Source organism: Curtobacterium sp. 24E2 (assembly GCF_016925595.1).
Taxonomy (GTDB): domain Bacteria; phylum Actinomycetota; class Actinomycetes; order Actinomycetales; family Microbacteriaceae; genus Curtobacterium.
This window is the reverse complement of sequence record NZ_CP068987.1, coordinates 1,757,400-1,775,002: the sequence shown is the minus strand read 5'-3', so window position 1 is coordinate 1,775,002 and position 17,603 is coordinate 1,757,400. Positions and strand designations below refer to the sequence as shown.

At 72.7% G+C, this 17,603-nt stretch carries 11 protein-coding genes, 1 tRNA gene and 5 pseudogenes; 6 read left to right on the top strand and 11 right to left on the bottom strand.

Features of this window, described 5'->3' with window-relative positions:
• The first annotated feature begins 28 nt into the window (after positions 1-28).
• On the top strand, positions 29-301 hold the full coding sequence (locus JN350_RS08800) for a mycoredoxin (protein ID WP_111084552.1): 273 nt from the start codon (positions 29-31) through the stop codon (positions 299-301).
• Between the two features lie 108 nt (positions 302-409).
• Here JN350_RS08800 and JN350_RS08795 read toward each other — a convergent pair.
• A pseudogene (locus JN350_RS08795) lies at positions 410-2,535 on the bottom strand (DEAD/DEAH box helicase).
• A 682-nt stretch (positions 2,536-3,217) separates the two neighbouring features.
• On the bottom strand, positions 3,218-4,462 hold the full coding sequence (locus tag JN350_RS08790) for an aminoglycoside phosphotransferase family protein (protein WP_205464240.1): 1,245 nt from the start codon (positions 4,460-4,462) through the stop codon (positions 3,218-3,220).
• Between the two features lie 62 nt (positions 4,463-4,524).
• On the opposite strand from JN350_RS08790, the gene JN350_RS19275 reads away from it, so the two are divergent.
• Together JN350_RS19275 and JN350_RS19270 are read left to right on the top strand one after the other, a co-directional pair.
• Positions 4,525-5,187 carry an aromatic acid exporter family protein gene (locus tag JN350_RS19275; protein WP_240347655.1) on the top strand — a complete coding sequence of 221 codons (663 nt, stop codon included), beginning with the start codon at positions 4,525-4,527 and terminating at the stop codon, positions 5,185-5,187.
• Entirely contained in the window at positions 5,136-5,615 is a 480-nt protein-coding gene (locus JN350_RS19270) for a hypothetical protein (RefSeq protein ID WP_240347654.1), read from the top strand. The genes JN350_RS19275 and JN350_RS19270 overlap by 52 nt, the downstream gene beginning before the upstream one ends.
• Before the next feature lie 30 nt (positions 5,616-5,645).
• On the opposite strand, the gene JN350_RS08780 is transcribed toward JN350_RS19270, so the two are convergent.
• Complete coding sequence (locus tag JN350_RS08780; RefSeq protein WP_205464239.1) at positions 5,646-5,984, bottom strand: hypothetical protein; 339 nt, start codon at positions 5,982-5,984, stop codon at positions 5,646-5,648.
• 225 nt (positions 5,985-6,209) lie between these two features.
• On the opposite strand from JN350_RS08780, the gene JN350_RS08775 reads away from it, so the two are divergent.
• From JN350_RS08775 to JN350_RS08770, 3 genes and pseudogenes are all read left to right on the top strand, one after another.
• A complete protein-coding gene (locus JN350_RS08775) occupies positions 6,210-6,887 on the top strand; it encodes a response regulator transcription factor (protein ID WP_205464238.1) in 678 nt (225 codons plus the stop codon).
• Between the two features lie 140 nt (positions 6,888-7,027).
• Positions 7,028-7,753 (top strand): annotated as a pseudogene (locus tag JN350_RS20775) (HAMP domain-containing protein); the annotation flags it as partial.
• A 341-nt stretch (positions 7,754-8,094) separates the two neighbouring features.
• Positions 8,095-8,394 (top strand): ATP-binding protein, encoded by a 300-nt coding sequence (locus tag JN350_RS08770; protein WP_205464414.1) that lies wholly within the window; start codon positions 8,095-8,097, stop codon positions 8,392-8,394.
• A 36-nt stretch (positions 8,395-8,430) separates the two neighbouring features.
• Here the strand turns inward: JN350_RS08770 and JN350_RS08765 are convergent.
• From JN350_RS08765 to rsfS, 8 genes and pseudogenes are all read right to left on the bottom strand, one after another.
• Positions 8,431-11,845: pseudogene (locus JN350_RS08765) on the bottom strand (error-prone DNA polymerase).
• A 22-nt stretch (positions 11,846-11,867) separates the two neighbouring features.
• Complete coding sequence (locus JN350_RS20770; RefSeq protein WP_461964278.1) at positions 11,868-12,308, bottom strand: hypothetical protein; 441 nt, start codon at positions 12,306-12,308, stop codon at positions 11,868-11,870.
• Complete coding sequence (locus JN350_RS08760; RefSeq protein WP_461964276.1) at positions 12,305-13,495, bottom strand: DNA polymerase Y family protein; 1,191 nt, start codon at positions 13,493-13,495, stop codon at positions 12,305-12,307. Before JN350_RS08760 ends, JN350_RS20770 begins: the two co-directional genes overlap by 4 nt.
• Positions 13,496-13,529: 34 nt before the next feature.
• Positions 13,530-14,414 (bottom strand): hypothetical protein, encoded by an 885-nt coding sequence (locus tag JN350_RS08755; protein WP_205464237.1) that lies wholly within the window; start codon positions 14,412-14,414, stop codon positions 13,530-13,532.
• 128 nt (positions 14,415-14,542) lie between these two features.
• Positions 14,543-15,990: pseudogene (locus tag JN350_RS08745) on the bottom strand (anthranilate synthase component I family protein).
• Positions 15,969-16,891 (bottom strand): annotated as a pseudogene (locus JN350_RS08740) (aldose 1-epimerase family protein). Before JN350_RS08740 ends, JN350_RS08745 begins: the two co-directional pseudogenes overlap by 22 nt.
• Positions 16,892-16,969: 78 nt before the next feature.
• Positions 16,970-17,045: transfer RNA gene (locus JN350_RS08735), tRNA-Ala, on the bottom strand.
• 108 nt (positions 17,046-17,153) lie between these two features.
• A complete protein-coding gene (gene rsfS, locus JN350_RS08730; RefSeq protein WP_205464234.1) occupies positions 17,154-17,528 on the bottom strand; it encodes a ribosome silencing factor in 375 nt (124 codons plus the stop codon).
• Between the last annotated feature and the right edge of the window lie 75 nt (positions 17,529-17,603).

The following is a 17,603-nucleotide window of genomic DNA, read 5'->3' as shown; positions in this document are numbered from 1 at the left end:
GTCCAGAAAGCGGGGTTAGCCTGGCGCCATGAGCGACACGATCACCCGCGAGCAGTTCACCCCCGAAGCCGGCGGCGTCACGATGTTCACGACCACGTGGTGCGGCTACTGCGCCCGGTTGAAGAACCAGATGGCGAAGGCCGGCGTGCCCTTCACCGAGGTCGACATCGAGCAGACCCCGGGCACGGCGGAACTCGTTGCCGAGGTCAACGGCGGCAACCAGACCGTTCCGACGCTCGTGTTCCCCGACGGCACCACGGCGACGAACCCGTCGCTGGCCGAGGTGCAGTCCCGCATCTGAGCGGCGACGCGGCGACGCGGCAAAACACCGGTGTTCCCGCTCCGAACACGTGCATGACGCGGTTTGAAGTGCGAACACCGGTGTTTTGCGGCCGGAACAGCCGCGGAACTAGCCCCCGAGCGCCTCGGTGAGCAGCGCGGCCATGGCGTCGAGCTGGATGTCGCCGGAGTCGACGAGTTCCTCGTCCGAGCCGTCGAGCGCGCGGGCGGCCAGGGACGCCTTCGAGTCGATGAGCTCGGCGATCTTGGTGTCGATCGTCTGCGCGGCGATGATGCGCCACGCGGTGACGGGCTCTTCCTGCCCGATGCGGTGCACGCGGTCGATTGCCTGGGTCTGCTCGGCGCTCGTCCACGACAGCTCGGCGAGCACGACGTTGGACGCCACCTGCAGGTTCAGGCCCACGCCGGCCGCGGTCAGCGAGCAGACGATCACGGCGACGTCGGGGTCGTTCACGAACGAGTCGATCTGTGCCGTGCGCTGCGTGGCCGTCTGGTCACCGCGGATCGTGGCGGTGCGGAGACCCCGGCGGGCGAAGACCTCTTCCGCCTGGTCCATCACGTCGAGGTGCTTCGCGAAGAACACGACCTTGCCGACGTTCGACGCGAGCTGCGCGGCGTAGTCCGCTGCGAGCTGGGCCTTGGCGCGACCGATGCGTCGGACCATCGAGAACACGTTCTCGCCGGTCGACGAGGCGTCCTGGTCCTCGAGCTCCCAGCGCGCGACCTGGCGGACGAGCTTGTGGTCGATGCCGACGACCGGGTCCTGCCCGGTGCGGGCGTCGAGCGCCTGGTGGTACCGGCGCACGAGCTTCGCGGTGAGCTCGCGCTCGGCGTCGCGGATGGAGCGCCCCTCGTCGCCGTCGAGCTCGACGGGGATGTCGGCGATCCGGCGGGCCGGGATGTCCGCGGCGACGTCGACCTTTCGGCGTCGGACGATGCCCTGGTCGATGACGGCACGACGGGCCTCGACGAAGAAGCCCTGGTCGGCGGGAGTCAACCCGATCTCCTCGAGCTCGTTCATGAGCTTCGCGCGGGGCTTCTTGTCGTCGATCCACCCGAGGTACTCCCAGATGGTGCGGAAGTCCTCGACCGAGTTGATGAGCGGGGTACCCGTCAGCGCCATGAGCAGCGGTGCTGCCGTGCGCTGCCGGATGCGGTCGGCGATCTGCAGCACGAACCGGGCGCGCTGCGAGTCCTTGTTCTTGATGAAGTGCGCCTCGTCGACGACCATGCCCTTGAAGCCGAAGCCGCCGAGCCAGCCGGCGTGCCGGTCGAGGATCTCGTAGTTCACGATGATGATGTCGGCGAACCCGTCGAGGTCGTTGCCGTCCCCGTGGATGACGGTGGCGCGGTGGTTCGGCACCCAACGCTCGGCTTCGCGCGCCCAGTTCGTCTTGACGACGTTCGGCACGACGACGAGCAGCGGGAACGCGTTCGCGGCGTCGGCGGCGAGCAGCGACTGCGCCGTCTTGCCGAGGCCCGGCTCGTCGGCGAGCAGGAACGTGCGGTGTCCCTGCGACGCGGCGGCGACCAGTTCGGCCTGGTGCTTCATGAGGGTGGTGCCGGAGCGGGAGTGCAGCGAGGTCGGCTCGGGCAGCGGCATCGTCGCCGCTCCCCGCCTGCGCCGTACTCGAACGACTTGAACAGCGGACCGAAGAGCTCCCAGTTCGCCAGGCGACGCGGGTGCGCGACGGGCTGGTCGGCGAGCGCGAAGTCCGGCGGCAGGAACGGGTTCGCGAGCTGACGCTGCACGACCGCCTGCGGGGTGACGGCGCGCACCGGGGTCTCGGCGACCGGGGTGGGCTCGGCCGCGATCACGAGGTCCTCCGGCTGCAGCTCCATGCCGCCGGCGATCATCATGTCGCGCTTGACGGCGCGGGTCGCCTCGGAGACCTGGACCTCTTCCGCCAGCAGCTGGATGACGCTGGTGTCGCGGGCCGCGGTCTTCGCGAGGATCGTCGCCACGCCGTCGAGCCGCTTGAGCTGCTCGGCGCGCTGCGAGTCGGTGAGGTCGGTGTCGCCCTTCACCCGTGCGCGCTCTTCGCGCATGAGCAGTGCGACGGCCTGGAACTTCGTCCGGTTCGTCGCCTTGAGCGGTCCGCGCTGCGCCGCCGCCTCGACCTCGCGCACCGCGCGGGCGAGGACGGGGATCACGCCGTCGTTGTCCAGCGGCCTCGTCCGACGTGACGCGGTCCGCGTCCCGCCGGCAGCTCGCCGGGTGCCTGATCGAGCCAACGCTCCTCCTGTTCCGCCCACACATCGGGGCGAGCCGCCCGTGGGGCGGAAGTCCTGCACCGGGGCCTGACACGGCTCCGGTTCGGCTGCGGGCCACCGTGGCCCACCGCATCGCCGGTCCCCGCTTCGGGACGTCCGGTGGAGTCCCGCGGACCGTTCCACCGCGAGCGCCTGCTCGGCGCCGGGTGCGACGGTCCGCGCCGGGATCCGGCGTCGTCACACGCACGTGACGCCCCCGCGGGGCGGTCACGGCCCGGTTCCCGCGTCGATCAAGTGATCGACGGCTGCGTCCGGAATCGACGCGGCACGCGGGAACGCGGTGCGTGCGCGCTCAGTTTACTCCCCGACCCCCGACAGCGGCGACTCCACGTCGCCCGCGCGCGTCGCGCCTCCTGGCCGTTGCGGCCCGAGCGTCCCGTTCCCGCGCGCGTCCCACGGGATCTGGAACGTTCGCGACGGCCGACCGGGAGGCCCGGGGCGGGCCCGCCACGCGCCGCCTGACCGCCATGGGTCGCATGCACCGCCGCGCCCGGGGTTCCGAGATCTCGGCACCTCGCGCCGCCTCGGAGCCGTCCGTGGAACCTCGGCGCACCGCGCGCGGCATGTCGTGGAACCTCGGCGCTCGTCGCGTGGCGTGTCGTGAAACCTGGGCGCTCGGCGCGTGGCGTGCCGTGGAACCCCGTCAGACGCGGGGCGCGGACCGCGGGCGGACCAGACCGGCCGCCGGCGGGACCGGAGATGCCTCGGCCAACGCAGCCCGCGTCGCCGCGAGGAGCTGCTCGGCCGTCTGGATGCCGTTCGCGGAGCCGGTGGTCGCCTGGCCGCCGGCGTGGGCCAGCAGCTGGGCGCCGATGGCGGGCCCGATGCGGTCGGCCTCGCGCGGGTTGCGGGCGACCCAGTCGCGGGCGATCGCGTCGGCGAGGCGCTCGGCCGCGGCTCCGCGGTCGGCATCTCCGCGCGATCGGTGCCAGAGGCCGGTGACGACCAGGTGCGCGACGACCGCCCCGATGTCGCGGACCGGGAAGCCCCAGCCGGCGGTGTCGATGTCCAGGAGTCCGGAGATGCGCCAGGGCTCGTCCTCGTCGACGAACACCTGCTCGAGGTGCAGGTCGCCGTGCACGACCTGCTTCGCGGCACTCGTCCAACCGATCGACCGGCGGCCGATGGCGTCGTACAGGCGGTCGATCTCGTCGGCGTCCTGCGGCAACGCGGCGATGAGCGTACGGCGGTGCCAGTCGGCGTGGTCCATCGCGTCGGCGCGGGCCTGCTGGGTCATCGGGACGGTCGCGACCCGACCGCTCAGGGCGGCCAGGGACGCGACGAACCTCGGGTCGTCGGCGATGTCGAGGATGCGACTGCCGGCCGGCACGCCGCGGATCCGCTCGAGCACGAGGAGCCCGTCGCCGCGGCTGGACAGCACTCGGGGCACCGGCAGGCCCGCCGCCACGAACTGCTCGTGCGACTTCACGATCGGCGCGACCCGGTGCGGACGGACGATCTTCAGGAACAGGGTGCGTTCGGGGGCGTCCACCCGCACCACCGCACGCTTGCCCGGTCGGTACGCGGCCACCGTGAGCACCGGGTCGGTGACGGGCATGCCGAGCGTCGTCAGGAGCTCGGCGACCGCGTCGCGGTAGGTCACCTGCGGCAGCACCGGAAGACCCGGGTCGTTCGGGTACGCCCACACCGAGACGGGTTCACCGGTCGCGGGATCGGTGACGATCGCACTGTTCTGGTCGTGCGCGCCGCCGGTGTCGACGTACGTCAGGACGGTGGCGCGCTGGCCGTTCCGGTCGACCGTGTCGACCTCGTAGCCGTACAGGTAGCCGTTGCCCGACGGCTCGACGGAGTGCGCCCGTGCGGCCACGACGGAGGTCCCGGAGCCGGCGAAGGCCTGCGGGATGACGCGCTCATGGTTGGGCCACACGACATCAGTCAACCGTGTCCGGACGTTTTCGTCGCGTTCGTGCACGGCTCGGCGTGCGGGCGGTGGCTAGCGTGGTCGAGGTGAACCCGGTCGCGCGTCTCCGCAGCTCCAGTCGCACGCCGTTCCTGCAGGTCGTGAAGACCGCGGTCGCGGTCGTCGCGGCGGTGCTGCTGTGTCGGCTGCTGATCCAGGGTCCGTTCCCGACCTTCGCCGCGATCGCTGCGCTGCTCGTCGTGCAGCCGAGCATCAACCAGTCGTTCGTCAAGGGCCTCGAGCGGAGCGCAGGGGTCGTGCTCGGCGTGCTGCTCGCCACCGGGTTCCACCTGCTGCTCGGCGACTCGGTGTGGGTCGTCCTGCTCGTGGTCGTGCTCGCCATCCTCATCGCCTGGGTGCTCCGGCTGACCCCGACCTCGGCCACCCAGGTCAGCATCAGCGGGATGCTCGTGCTCACCGCGGGGGTCGTCACGCCGAACTACTCGGCCGACCGGATCCTCGAGACCGTGATCGGTGCGGTCGTCGCCCTCGTCGTGAACGCCCTGATCATCCCGCCGGTCCTGCTCGAGCCCGCGCACCTCGCCGTCGCCCGACTCGCCCGCGACACCGCCGTGGCGTTCGAACGGGTCGCGATCGGCCTGACCGAGGGTGGGACCGCGACCGCTGGCAGGACGCCCTGGTGCGGGCCCGCGCGCTCCGGCAGCAGCACGCGAAGACCGAGGCATCGCTGAACGCGGCCCGCGAGTCCCTGACGATGAACCCACGAGGTGGACGGCACCGCACGATCCTCGACCGCGACGTCGCCATCACCGAGCACCTGCGCGTCCTGGTCACGCGCGTCACCGGCATGACCCGGGCGATCCACGACAACACCGCACCGGACCTGCGCGCCGATCCGGTGGTCGGCGGCATCGCGACCGAGGTGGCCCGGATCGGCACGGACGTCCGCGCTCTGAGCGCCCGGGTCGAGTCGACGCGGCTGGACCCGTCGATCGCCGCGGGTGCCGGTGGGCACGATGCCGAGGTGTCGACCGCCGAACCCGCGCTGACGGCACCGATGGAGATCGTGCGACCGAACTCACGGCACTGGGTGCTCATCGGCGCTCTACTCGAGGACGTCCGACGCGTGCGCGAGGAGCTGCTCGGCGAGGACGACTGACGCCGGTCGGGCGCGGCGTGCCAGTGCTGGTCAGCGTGTGGCGCGTGCGGCTTCGGCCGCCGTCTGCACGACGTCGTCCCAGATCACCGCGGCCGGCACGGCGGGGTCGGCGCCGGGCACGCCCACGTCGGCGAACCGGCTGATCTCCGCGACGGCGGCCTCGGAGCCGACCTCGCGCGCCGCGCGACTCGCGACGTCGGGGACGGCCGTCCGCAGTTCGGCGACCACGCGGTCGCGGCGGACGCCCTCCATCTGGCCGAGCGCCCCGATGCCCTTCCACGCGGCATCGAGCTCCGCGCGGAGACGGACGATGGCCGGGTGGTCGACGGACGGGTGGTCGACGGACGCGTGGTCGATCGGGTCGTTCATGGTGCCCCCTGCTGCAACGGACCGCCCTTCGGGTAAGCGCTGTCCGCCGGGTGATCCTACCAATGAAGCAAGAAGTCCTCATGTCCCTAGAACGCGGGACAGACCGTTCTGCCCGGTGGTCGGGCAGCCACGGTACCCGCTCCTGTGACGAGATTCAGTGAGTTCGGCCCGGGCATCGACCCTCGACGCCCGTTCGATGCCACGATGGGTCCGAGGAGGTCCACTATGCGGCTGTTGGTGGTCGAGGACGACGACGAGATGCGTGCCCTGATGGAGCGCGGTCTCGCTGCCGAGGGGTACCGCGTGACGGCGGTGGAGAACGGGGTCGAGGCGCTCATCGCCCTCGGCGAGCAGGCGTTCGACCTGGCCGTCGTGGACGTGATGATGCCCGGCATGTCCGGATTCGAGCTCGCACGACGGATCCGCGAACGCGAGGACCCCGTGCGGATCCTGCTCGTCACCGCGCGCGACGCCGTGGACGACCGCGTGTTCGGCCTCGACGCTGGTGCGGACGACTACCTCACCAAGCCGTTCGCGTTCGCCGAGCTCACCGCCAGGCTCCGCGCCCTCGGTCGCCGCGAGTCCGCCGGGGCACCCCGCACGATCGAGGTCGGCGACGTCTCGATCGACTCCGAGGCCCGTCGCATCTCGATCAAGGGGCAGCGCGTCGCCGTCAGCCCGACCGAGTTCGCGCTGCTCCGCCTGCTGGCGCGCTCCGCCGGCAGCGTGGTCGACCGGTCGAAGATCCTCGAAGAGGTCTGGGACGGTTCGCAGCACGTCGACCCGAACGTCGTCGAGCAGTACATCTCGTACCTCCGCAAGAAGCTCGTCGCCCACGAGGCCACCGTCGCGATCGCGACCGTCCGCGGCCGCGGGTACCGCCTGGATCTGCTCGGGGCGTGAGCGGGGCCTCCGCTCGCCCGGGGCCGGACCGCCCACGACGCGGTCTGGTCCGCCCCCTGCGCCTGCTGTCCCTGCGGGCACGGATCACGATCGGTTCGACGGCGATCGCCGCGGTCGTGATCGTGCTGCTGGTGCTGGTGATGCGGTTCCAGGTGGTCAGCGTCGTCGCGAGTGCGACCCGGACCCTGCTGGACGCCGACGCCGACCCGTACGTCGCCACGCTCGAGGTGGACAGCGACCCCGACCTGTCCCCGCCGGGCAACGCGCAGCTCGTCGCCGTGGTCTCACCGTCCGGCGACATCGTGCTCTCGACGATGCCCACCCGGGTGGAGAGCGCCCTCGGCAGCCTGACCTCCACGGCGGCCGGCACCTCGATCATCCGGGTGTCCGGGTCCGAGTACCGCGTGGTCGTCGAACACCCCGTGAACCAGGCCGGCCGGTGGACGGTCGTCGCCGCCCGGAACTCGCAAGCCGAGGCGATCGTGGTCGACGACCTCACCTCGACCCTGTCGCTCACCGGCGTCGCGATCCTGCTCGCCTTCGGCATCGCTTCCTGGGTCCTGGCGACCGCGGCGCTCCGCCCTGTCAACCGGATGCGCCGTGAGGCCGAGCGGCTGTCCGTCGCGCCCGAACGGGCCGAGTTGCCCGTCGGCCCCGCGCAGGACGAACTCGCGTCCCTCGCCACGACCCTCAACGCCTTCCTCGCCCGCACGCGCCAGGCCACCGAGCGGGAGCGGCAGATGGTGTCCGACGCCAGCCACGAGCTCCGCACACCGCTCGCCATCCTGACCACACAGCTCGACCTGGCGTCGCTCGACGGCGACGACGCCGCTGCCCTGGCCGCCCACATCGAGCGCGCCAAGCACAGCGTCGCCCGGCTGTCCCGGCTGGCGAACGACCTGCTCGCGCTGTCCCGGATCGAGGAGTCCGAACGGCGGGAGCAGGACAGCGACCAGCGCCCGGAGACCGGCTGGTCCGACCTCGGTGACGAGGTCATGGCGGCCGTCGACCGGGTCCGGCTCATCGCGTCGGCCAAGGACGTCACCGTCGACTTCGACCTCGAGGCACCGGTGGCCGTCGGTGGCTCCGGGCCGGGCATCGGCGGTGGGACCCACGAACCCCGCTACCGGCTCGACACCGGCGGCATGGCGCAGCTCGTCACGAACATCGCGGGCAACGCGGTGTCGGCGCTCCCCGCGGCGGCGGCATCTTCGTCTCCTGGCGCAGCACCGGGGGCGAGGGCGTCCTGCAGGTCACCGACGACGGCCCCGGCGTCCCCGAGTCGTTCATCCCGGTCGCGTTCGACCGGTTCACCCGACCGGACGAGGCCCGGAAGTCGCGCCCGAACCCCGATCCGGCCACCGGTGCGATCGCCCTGCCGGGTGGATCCGGGCTGGGTCTCGCGATCGTCCGTGCGGTGGCCGAGCGCGCCGGCGGGACGGCGTCGCTGCGGAACGTGCGCTCCGGCGGACTCGAGGTCACGGTGCGACTGCCCGAGGTCGAGTAGCCGCGCGCCCGTTCCGCGCCCCTCGCCCGCGACCGCTCACTGGAAGTCCCGCGAGCGCGTGCGCACGGACAGCGACAGGTGCTCGATCCGGTCCGCCACCAGGTTGACCACGCCGTCGGGTGACCGCTCGAGGATGCCCCGGACGATCACCGCCGGGGATTCCCGGGCGATCCGGCGGTAGCGCCCCCACACCCCGACACTGCAGATGACGTTGACCAGCCCGGTCTCGTCCTCGACGTTCATGAACGTGATCCCCGACGCCGTCGCCGGACGTTGCCGGTGCGTGACGATCCCGCCGATCTCGACCCGCCGCCCGGTCTCGGCCGTCGCGGTGTCCTGCACGCTGAGCACCCGGCGGGCGGCGAGCCGGTCGCGCACGTGCCGGACGGGGTGGTCGTCGGTCGTCATGCCCGTCGACCACATGTCGGCGATCAGGACGTCACCGCTCGTCATCTGCCCGAACAGCGGCGGCTGGACGACGACCTGCGTGTCCGGCAGCTGGTCGGCGCGCTCCGCAGCGGCCTGGGCCGCCGACCACATCGCCCCGCGGCGGTCGATGTCGAACGGGGCGAAGGCGTCGGCGGCGGCGAGCGCCTCGAGCTGCGCCGTCGTCAGCCCCACCCGGCGGGCCAGGTCGGACATGTCGACGAAGGGACCGTTCGCGTCACGCTCGGCGACGATCTTCTCGGCGCTCTTCCGGCTGAGCGAGGCGACCTCGGCGAGTCCGAGCCGGACCGCGAAGGCGCCGTCGCGGCGGTGCCGTGCGGTGTCGTCGGGCAGTGCCTTGTCGAAGGGCAGCACCGGCGGCTGCTCCGTGCGCAGGCAGGCGTCGTCACCGCACGAGGGCACCACCTGGTCGTCGCCGAGCGGTTCGAGCGTGGCGTCGACACCCGAGCGCAGGATGTCCGGTCGGAGCACCTGGACGCCGTGCCGACGGGCGTCGGCGACCAGGGTCTGCGGTGAGTAGAACCCCATCGGCTGTGCCCGGAGCAGCGCGGCCAGGAACGCCCCGGGTAGTGCAGGCGCATCCAGGCGCTCGCGTAGACGATCAGGGCGAAGCTGATCGAGTGGCTCTCCGCGAAGCCGAAGTTCGCGAACGCTTGGATCTTGGCGTAGATCGCGTCGGCGTCCTCGCCGTGGATGCCGTTGTCCGACATGCCCGCGTAGAGCTTGTCGCGCAGCCGGTCGATCTTCTCGTGGCCGCGCTTCGATCCCATCGCCCGCCGCAGCAGGTCGGCGTCGTCGCCCGAGCAGTTGCCGACCGCGATCGCCATCTGCATGAGCTGCTCCTGGAACAGCGGCACCCCGAGGGTGCGTTCGAGCACCGGTTCGAGCGACGGGTGGATGTACGTGATCGGCTCCTCGCCGGTCCGACGCCGAATGTAGGGGTGCACGGCACCGCCCTGGATCGGGCCGGGGCGGACGAGGGCGACCTCGATCACCAGGTCGTAGAACCGCCGTGGGAGCAGCCGGGGCAGGGTGCCCATCTGCGCACGGGACTCCACCTGGAACACCCCGATGGTGTCGGCTCGGCAGAGCTGGTCGTAGACGCCCTGTTCCTCCTTCGGCATGGAGTGCATCTCCCAGCGTTCCCCGCAGTGCTCCGCCGCCAGGTCGAACGAGTACTGCAGCGCCGCGAGCATGCCGAGGCCGAGCATGTCGAACTTCACGAGTCCCATGAAGGCGCAGTCGTCCTTGTCCCACTGCAGCACGGTGCGGCCGTCCATCCGCGCGTGTTCGATCGGCACGACCTCGCCCACCGGCCGGTCGGTGAGCACCATGCCGCCCGAGTGGATGCCGAGGTGGCGCGGGAAGCCCAGGACGTCGCTCGCCAGCCCGACGACCGCCGGCGGGATGTCGTGGTCCTGGCTCTCGGTCACCGAGCCCCACCGTTCGACCTGCTTCGACCAGGCGTCCTGCTGCCCCGGGCTGTGGCCGAGGGCCTTCGCCATGTCGCGGACGGCACCCTTCGGGCGGTACGTGATGACGTTCGCGACCTGGGCGGCGTTGTACCGGCCGTACTTCTCGTAGACGTACTGGATCACCTCTTCGCGGCGGTCCGAGTCGAAGTCGACGTCGATGTCGGGTTCTTCGTCGCGCATCGCCGACAGGAACCGCTCGAACGGCAGGCCGTAGCGGATCGAGTCCACCGCGGTGATCTCGAGCAGGTAGCAGACTGCGGAGTTCGCGGCGGAGCCCCGCCCCTGGCAGAGGATCCCCGGCCGCGGGCGTACTGCACCATGTCGCGCACGATCAGGAAGTAGCCGGGGAAGTTCTTGTCCTCGATCACCGCGAGCTCGCGTTCGATGCGCTCGCGCTTCTGCGGGTCCACGCCGTCGGCGCTACCGGGGTAGAGCCGACGTGCACCCGTCCAGGTGAGCTCCCGCAACCAGGACATCGCGGTGTGACCGTCCGGCACGTCGAGGTCGGGCAGCCCGGGCTTGACCGTGCGCAGCCGGAACCCGAGTTCGTCGGCCAGCGTGACGGTGTTCTCGATCGCCCCCGGGTACCGCCCGAACCGCCGGGTCATCTCGGCGCCGGAGCGCAGGTGCGCGGTGTCGGCGGCCGGCAGCCACCCGTCGATCTCGTCGAGGCTGCGCCGGGCCCGGACCGCGGCCAGCGCCGTCGCCACCGGGAACCGGTCCGGTGTGGCGTAGTGGACGTTGCCGGTCGCGACCAGGGGTAGCGTGTACCGCTCGGCGAGGGTCGCGAGCACGTCGTTCCGCGCACTGTCGAGCGGGTCGCCGTGGTCGAGGAGCTCCACCACGACGTTGCCGCCGCCGAAGCGGTCGAGCAGCACGCGCAGCGCGGTCTCCGCCGCGGACTCCCCGCCCTGCTCGAGCGCCTGCCGGACGGTGCCCTTCCGGCACCCGGTGAGCACCCGCCAGTGTCCGTCGGCCCGACCCGCGAGCTCGTCGAGGTCGTACCGCGGGCTGCCCTTCTCGGACCCGGCCGCGAGGTGCGCACTCGTCACCGCGCCCGCGAGCCGGTGGTAGCCGTCCTGCCCGTCGGCGAGCAGGAGCAGGTGGGAGCCCTGCGGATCGGGGACGCCGTTCTGCGGCTCGGTCAGACCCAGCGAGAGCTCGGTGCCGTAGACGGTGCCGACCTGCGGGTACGCTTCGGCGACCTCGGCCATCCGGGCGGCACCGTAGAAGCCGTCGTGGTCGGTGAGCGCGAGGGCGTGCAGGCGCAGCCGTGCGGCTTCCTCGAACAGCTGCTCGGGCTGGCTGGCTCCGTCGAGGAAGCTGAAGGCCGAGTGCGCGTGCAGCTCGGCGTACGGCACGACCGGAGCGCCGTCGGTGTCCAGGGCCGTCGGCACGTAGCGCTCGCGCTTCCGCGACCACGCCGGGCTGTCCCCGCCGTCGCCGGCCTTCGCCGTCCCCGGACTGCGCTTGTCCGACAGGGCGCGTTCGAACTGCGACCACGGCACGGGTGGGTTGCTGTAGCCCATCAGGTCCTGCTCCTGGATCGGTTCACGTGGCGATCGCCTCCGCCCACCACCGGTGGTCCGCCAGCACCAGGTACCAGGCACGACCCTCGGCGTCGACGAGCTGCAGTCGGTGCAGTCGTCGACCGCCCGACTCCCACCACCGCACGACGAGCGGCCAGGGGCCGGCCCAGGCGGTGACGGGTGCGAACCCGCCGCCCCGGTCCCCCTCGGCGCGGAAGCGTTCGGGCGCGCCGGACAGCACACCGCGGTCGTCGACGTCGACACTCGCGCCGTCGCCGGAGACCACGTCGACCGGCCGGGGACGCTCGAGGACGGTGGCGGGCGGCGGACCGGGCAGTTTGCCGGGCCACGGTCGGTCGCGCACGGTGGCCAGGGCACGCTCGCCGCCGGGCGGGGCGTCGCCCCACGGCACGAGCACCACCCGCTCGGACAGGGTCCGTCCACCGCCGACTCGCGGGCTCACCACCCCGTCGTGCCCGACCATGCCCTGGATCCGGGCCAGCCCGTGGTGCACGCGCTCGTCCGGCCCGGAGCCCCAGAGTCCGCGTTCGTGGTTCGCCATGTCGTCGACGGCGACCGGCTCGAGCACGACCGAGGTGACCGGGGCCTCGAGCCCGGTCGGGTCGACCCCGCCGGCGAGCTGCCACCGCACCCGGTCGACGACGTCGGCGGCGTCGAACCAGCGGGGTGTGCCCACGTGCGTTCGAGCAGGATGTCCCGCTCGTCGACGATCCCCACCCGGATGGTGGTCGCGACCAACCCCGCGGCACGGAGGCGTGCGGCGAAGTCGTCGGCGGAGCGCCGGAACGCGAACGCGATCTGGTCGGCACGGTCGAGCGGGGGCTCGAAGGCGGCCTCGATCCGGAGCTCGGGCGGGATCGCGCGCGCCGAGATCTCCCGCGGGTCGCGTCCGCCCGCCAGCCGGTGCAGGAACGCCCCGGCGACCCCGAACCGGTCGCGGACCTGCTCGTCGCTGAGCGACGCGAACGCGCCCAGCGTGGTGATGCCGAGCCGGTCGAGCACGGTCGCGAGCTCGGGGTCGCCGAGCACACCGAGGGGCAGGGCCGCCAGGAAGTCCGACGAGCCGGAGACCGGCACGATCCGCACCCGTTCGCCGGGACGCACCGGCCGGGCCCGTGCTGCCTGCTCCGCTGCGAACGGGGTGTCCGCCACTCCGGCCCGCACCGCCGGGGCACCGTGGTCGGCCGCGATCCCCGCCAGGGTCGCCGCTGCCGCCCGCTCGCCGCCGTAGTACCGCGCCGGCCCCCGGGCACGCAGGGCGAGGGTGCCGGGACGGAGTACCTCGACCCCGGGGACGGCCGCCTCGACCGCGCGGATGACGGGTTCGAACGCACGGTGGTCGAGCGCGTCGTCGTAGGGCTGGACGACGAGCTCCGGACAGCGCGCCTGTGCCTCGCGCACCCGGAGGCCCCGGACGACGCCGTGCTGTCGTGCGGACGCGGAGCTCGCGAACACCAGGCCCTTCGCGACCACGGCGAAGGGCTGATCCGGCGGCGCACCGGCCGCGCGGGCCGCCGCGATCACCGGCCAGTCCGGGCACCAGAGCACGATGGTCCGGGTCGGTGGCGGCTCGGGCAGCGCCCCGCCGCGGGCGATCGCGTCGGCCCGGACACGCCCCGGCGCGATCACGACGCCACCGCCACGCACAGCAGCACCGCGGCGATCACGACGCCACCGCGACGGGCCGCAGCACCCGGGTGTCGCCGGAGCCCACCTTCGGCACCGGGGTGGCTGCCCGGACCGTGCCGTCGGCCGCGGGCAGGAGCAGTTCGGCGCTCGTGGGGCGCACCGCACCCGCGCGACCGGTCGCCGTCACGGTGGCGCGACGCTCGGTCAGGTGCCCGTGGCCCTGTCCGATGCCGCTCCACACCGACGACGTGATCCGCAACGTGACATCGGCACCGGGCCAGGACCCGAGCGCGACGAGGGCACCGCCGCGTTGCCGGAGCCGTGCAGACAGCCGGGCGACGTCACCCGGGACCACCCGGCCGAGCGGCCGGGTGAGCACGATCTGGGCGACGTCGGCCATCGCCGCGGTCACCGCGAGCCACTGGTCGCCCGGGTCGGGGACGAGCACGAGCCGCTCGAGGTCGATGCCCGCGGCGGCGGCCGCCTCGATCCCGAAGGAGGGCACCCCGATGACCGCACACCACGCACCGGCCGCCGAGGCCGCCTGCAGCATGGTGATCGCGAGCAGCACCGACTCGGGGACGGCGTAGGTGCCGCCGGCCCGGATCGCCCCGCCGGGCAGCAGCGGTTCGAGAGCAGAGGCGGTCGGGAGCCCAGCGGTGTCGACGCGGGTGGACTCCATGTCGGTGACCCGGGACCGCAGGGACGTGATGCGGTCGAGCGCCGCCCGAGCGTCACCGAGGTGGTCGGCGCCGCCCCCGCGCGCAGTACCCACGCCGTTCCCGCGCGCCGCACCCGCACCCCCGCGTGCAGCACCGCCCCGCCCGACCCGGTCCGGGCCGGGCGACCGGAGTGCCGCCGCCGTCTGCATGCCCTCATATTCGAACATGTGTTCGATGATGTCAATCGCGTCCGACATCCGTGGACAATCGGGTCGAACGCGTGTTCGGTCAGCTCACCACGTCGCCACCGCCCCGACCGCACCCAGCACCGACCGCGTCTTCGTCACGACCTCGTCCGCCTCGTCCGCCGCCACCGACGACCACGTCACCGCTCCCCGGCCCCGAGCGTCCGCGACCGGACCCGGCCCGAGGCGTCCACCGCCGTCACCAGTGTCCGGATCACCACCGACAGGTCGACCGCCCCGCTCGCCGAGAAGTACCCGATCGCCCCCGAGTACACCCCGCGCGGCGCACCCTCGAGCCGGTCGGCGATCGCCATCGCGCTGATCTTCGGCGCACCGGTCATCGATCCCGGCGGGAACGCCGCCCGCACCACGTCCGCCGGCGACGTCCCCGACGGCAGCACGGCACCGATCGTGGACACCATCTGGTGCACGCTCGTGTACGTCTCGATCGCGCACAGCCGATCGACGTGCACCGACCCGGGGTCGCCGTCCGCAGCAGGTCGTTCCGCAGCAGGTCGACGATCATCACGTTCTCGGCACGGTCCTTGGCGCTCAGCGCGAGTTCGACCCGCACGGCTGCGTCGGCGGCAGCGTCGGCGAGGCGGCGCCGCGTGCCCTTGATCGGCTCGGCGAACACGCTCCCGTCCGCGTCGATCCGCAGGAACCGTTCCGGCGACCGGCTCGCCACGCGCAGCGGGCCGAGCCGCAGGTACGCACCGAACGGGACGGGGTCCGACGCCCGCATCCGCAAGTAGTCGGACAGGTGCGGGTCGTCCAGGTGCGGGTCCGCGCCGGGGCCGACCCGGGCCTCCCGGTCCCCGTCCGGCACGGAGAAGGAGGTGGTGAGGCAGACCTGGAACGCGTTCCCCTCGCGGATCTCGGCGCGGCACACGTCGACCGCGCGTTCGTGGTCGGCACGCGACACGCGTCCGACCGCTGACGACACCCCGGCCGGGAGGCCCGTGGCCGCGTCCGCCACGTCGGCCCGCGACGGCGTCCCGGCCACCGTCTCGAGCCACACCCGGTTCTGCGCGCTGGCCGCCGGTTCCGCGTCGGCGACGAGCGTCAGCGCCCAGGCGCCGCCGGTGTGGTCGACGACCACGGCGCGGTCCACGAACCGCAGGTCGGCGTCGGCGTGACCGTCGGCGGTCCGGTCCGGGCCGCCGGACTCGCGACCGAGCTCGTACCCGAGGAACCCCATCCAGCCGAGCGCGAAGCCGCAGCCGGCGATCGGCCCGAGTAGCTGCGGCGTTCGGTCCAGCAGCTCCGCCAGCACGGCGAAGGCGGGACGGTCGTCGGTGGAGGACCGACCGAACCAGCCGGCAGCGGGCGCGGCGACCTCGACGGACGCCCGCCGGTCCTGGTGACGGAACCGGGCCCGGAACGGCCCGTCCGTCCACGCCAGCACGGACCAGCGGGCACGCGGCCGGGCTCGGTCCGGTGCACCGTCCGGCAGCGCGGAGTCGAGCCACACCAGGTCACCGTCGACCGCGGCGGCCAGCGCGACGAGGTCGGGGACCGGATCGAGCCGGCGGACCTCGATGCGGACGCCGGCCGACGGACCGGTCAGATCGCCGAGATCGTCCATGCGGCGGCGTGGGACGCACCGGGGGCGAGCACCACGAGACCGCGGTCGGCACCGTCGTTGAAGGCGTCGGGGGCGCACGTCATCGGCTCGACCGCCAGCCCGGCGCGGTGGTACTCGGGGACCACGTGGTCGGCCGTGTGCACCTGCACCCACGGGCACTCCGGACCGAAGGCCGCGCGGACACCCCGGCCGTCCGTCGCGGTCAGGGCGATGGCCGCGACCCCGTCGGCGTCGCGGTCGAAGCCCGTGAAGGCGTGGTCGATGAACCGGTCGCCGATGCGTGTGGCGGTGCGCAGGTCGAACTCGTCGTGCACGGGGACCAGGTCGGTCGGGATCAGCCGGTCCGGCGTGACCTCGAGCACCTCGGCCGCGGGCAGGGTGAGCGTCCAGTCGTCGACCGTGCCGTCGCCTGCGACCAGGTACGGGTGCGGGCCGGTCCCCACGGGGCGTCGTCCGCGCCGGAGTTCGTGCCGGTGATCGTCGTGTGCAGGCCGGCGTCGTCCAGCCGGTACTCGACCAGGACCTCGACACGGTACGGGTAGCCCGCCTGGGCCTGCACGGTGGTGGCGAGCACCACGCGGTCGGACTCCTGCGCCTCGACCCGGAAGTCGGTCCAGGCGACCAGTCCGTGCAGGGCGTGGTGCCGTGCCGGTTCGGTGAGCGCGAGCTCGTGGTCGACGCCACCGAACGAGTACTCGCCGTCGACGACGCGGTTCGGCCACGGAGCGAGGACGGCACCGCGGAACGCCGGTCGGACCTCGTCGGCGGCGAACGGCACGATCAGGTCGCGACCCTCGTACTGCAGGGTCCGCAGCGTCGCACCGACCGTGGCGATGTCGGCCGTGTACCCGGCGGCGGAGATCGTCAGCGGGGTTCCGGACAGCGGCGCATCGTTGTTCATGCGCTCAGCGTATCGGGCACGCGTGGCCACCCGCACCACGAGAAAACCCCCGCCGTTCCGGGGAACGACGGGGGTTGTTGGTGGATCTGAGGGGACTCGAACCCCTGACCCCCTGCATGCCATGCAGGTGCGCTACCAGCTGCGCCACAGACCCAGATTGTGTTGCTTCTGTGCCGACCGGTTCCCCGGAGGCACCATAGAAGCGTACACCATGCGAACGCCGGGCAACGAAATCGAAGCCGTCACCCGGGCGCGTCGCTGATCAGGCGGTGTGGTCCACCGGGAGCTCGAGCGGGATGGTCGGGCAGTCTGCCCAGAGCCGCTCGAGCGAGTAGTACTGACGGTCCTCGTCGTGGAAGACGTGCACCACGATGTCGCCGACGTCGATGAGGACCCAGCGGCCCTCGCTCCGACCTTCACGGCGGAGGGTCTTGGCACCGAGCTCGAGGAGGCGCTCCTCGACCGCATCGGCGATGGACTGCACGTTGCGCTCGTTCCGACCGGTTGCGAGCAGGAACACGTCCGTGAGCTGCAACGGCCCGGTCACATCGAGCGCGATGAGGTCCTCGGCCTGCTTGGCGTCCGCCGCGAGAGCGGCGGCCTGCACGAGTTCCAGTGCGCGAGTGGAGGCGGTCACGGATTCCTTCCGGTCGTCGACCCGGCAGGGAGCCGGATCGCTTGATGGGTCACGATCATAAGCCACCCCGCCGAC

Excerpts from the sequence above, each read along its gene's own strand:
- JN350_RS08775 (WP_205464238.1), top strand. The coding sequence starts at position 6,210 with ATGCGGCTGTTGGTGGTCGAGGACGACGACGAGATGCGTGCCCTGATG.
- JN350_RS08800 (WP_111084552.1), top strand. The coding sequence starts at position 29 with ATGAGCGACACGATCACCCGCGAGCAGTTCACCCCCGAAGCCGGCGGC.
- JN350_RS08780 (WP_205464239.1), bottom strand. The coding sequence starts at position 5,984 with ATGAACGACCCGATCGACCACGCGTCCGTCGACCACCCGTCCGTCGAC.
- JN350_RS08755 (WP_205464237.1), bottom strand. The coding sequence starts at position 14,414 with ATGTCGGACGCGATTGACATCATCGAACACATGTTCGAATATGAGGGC.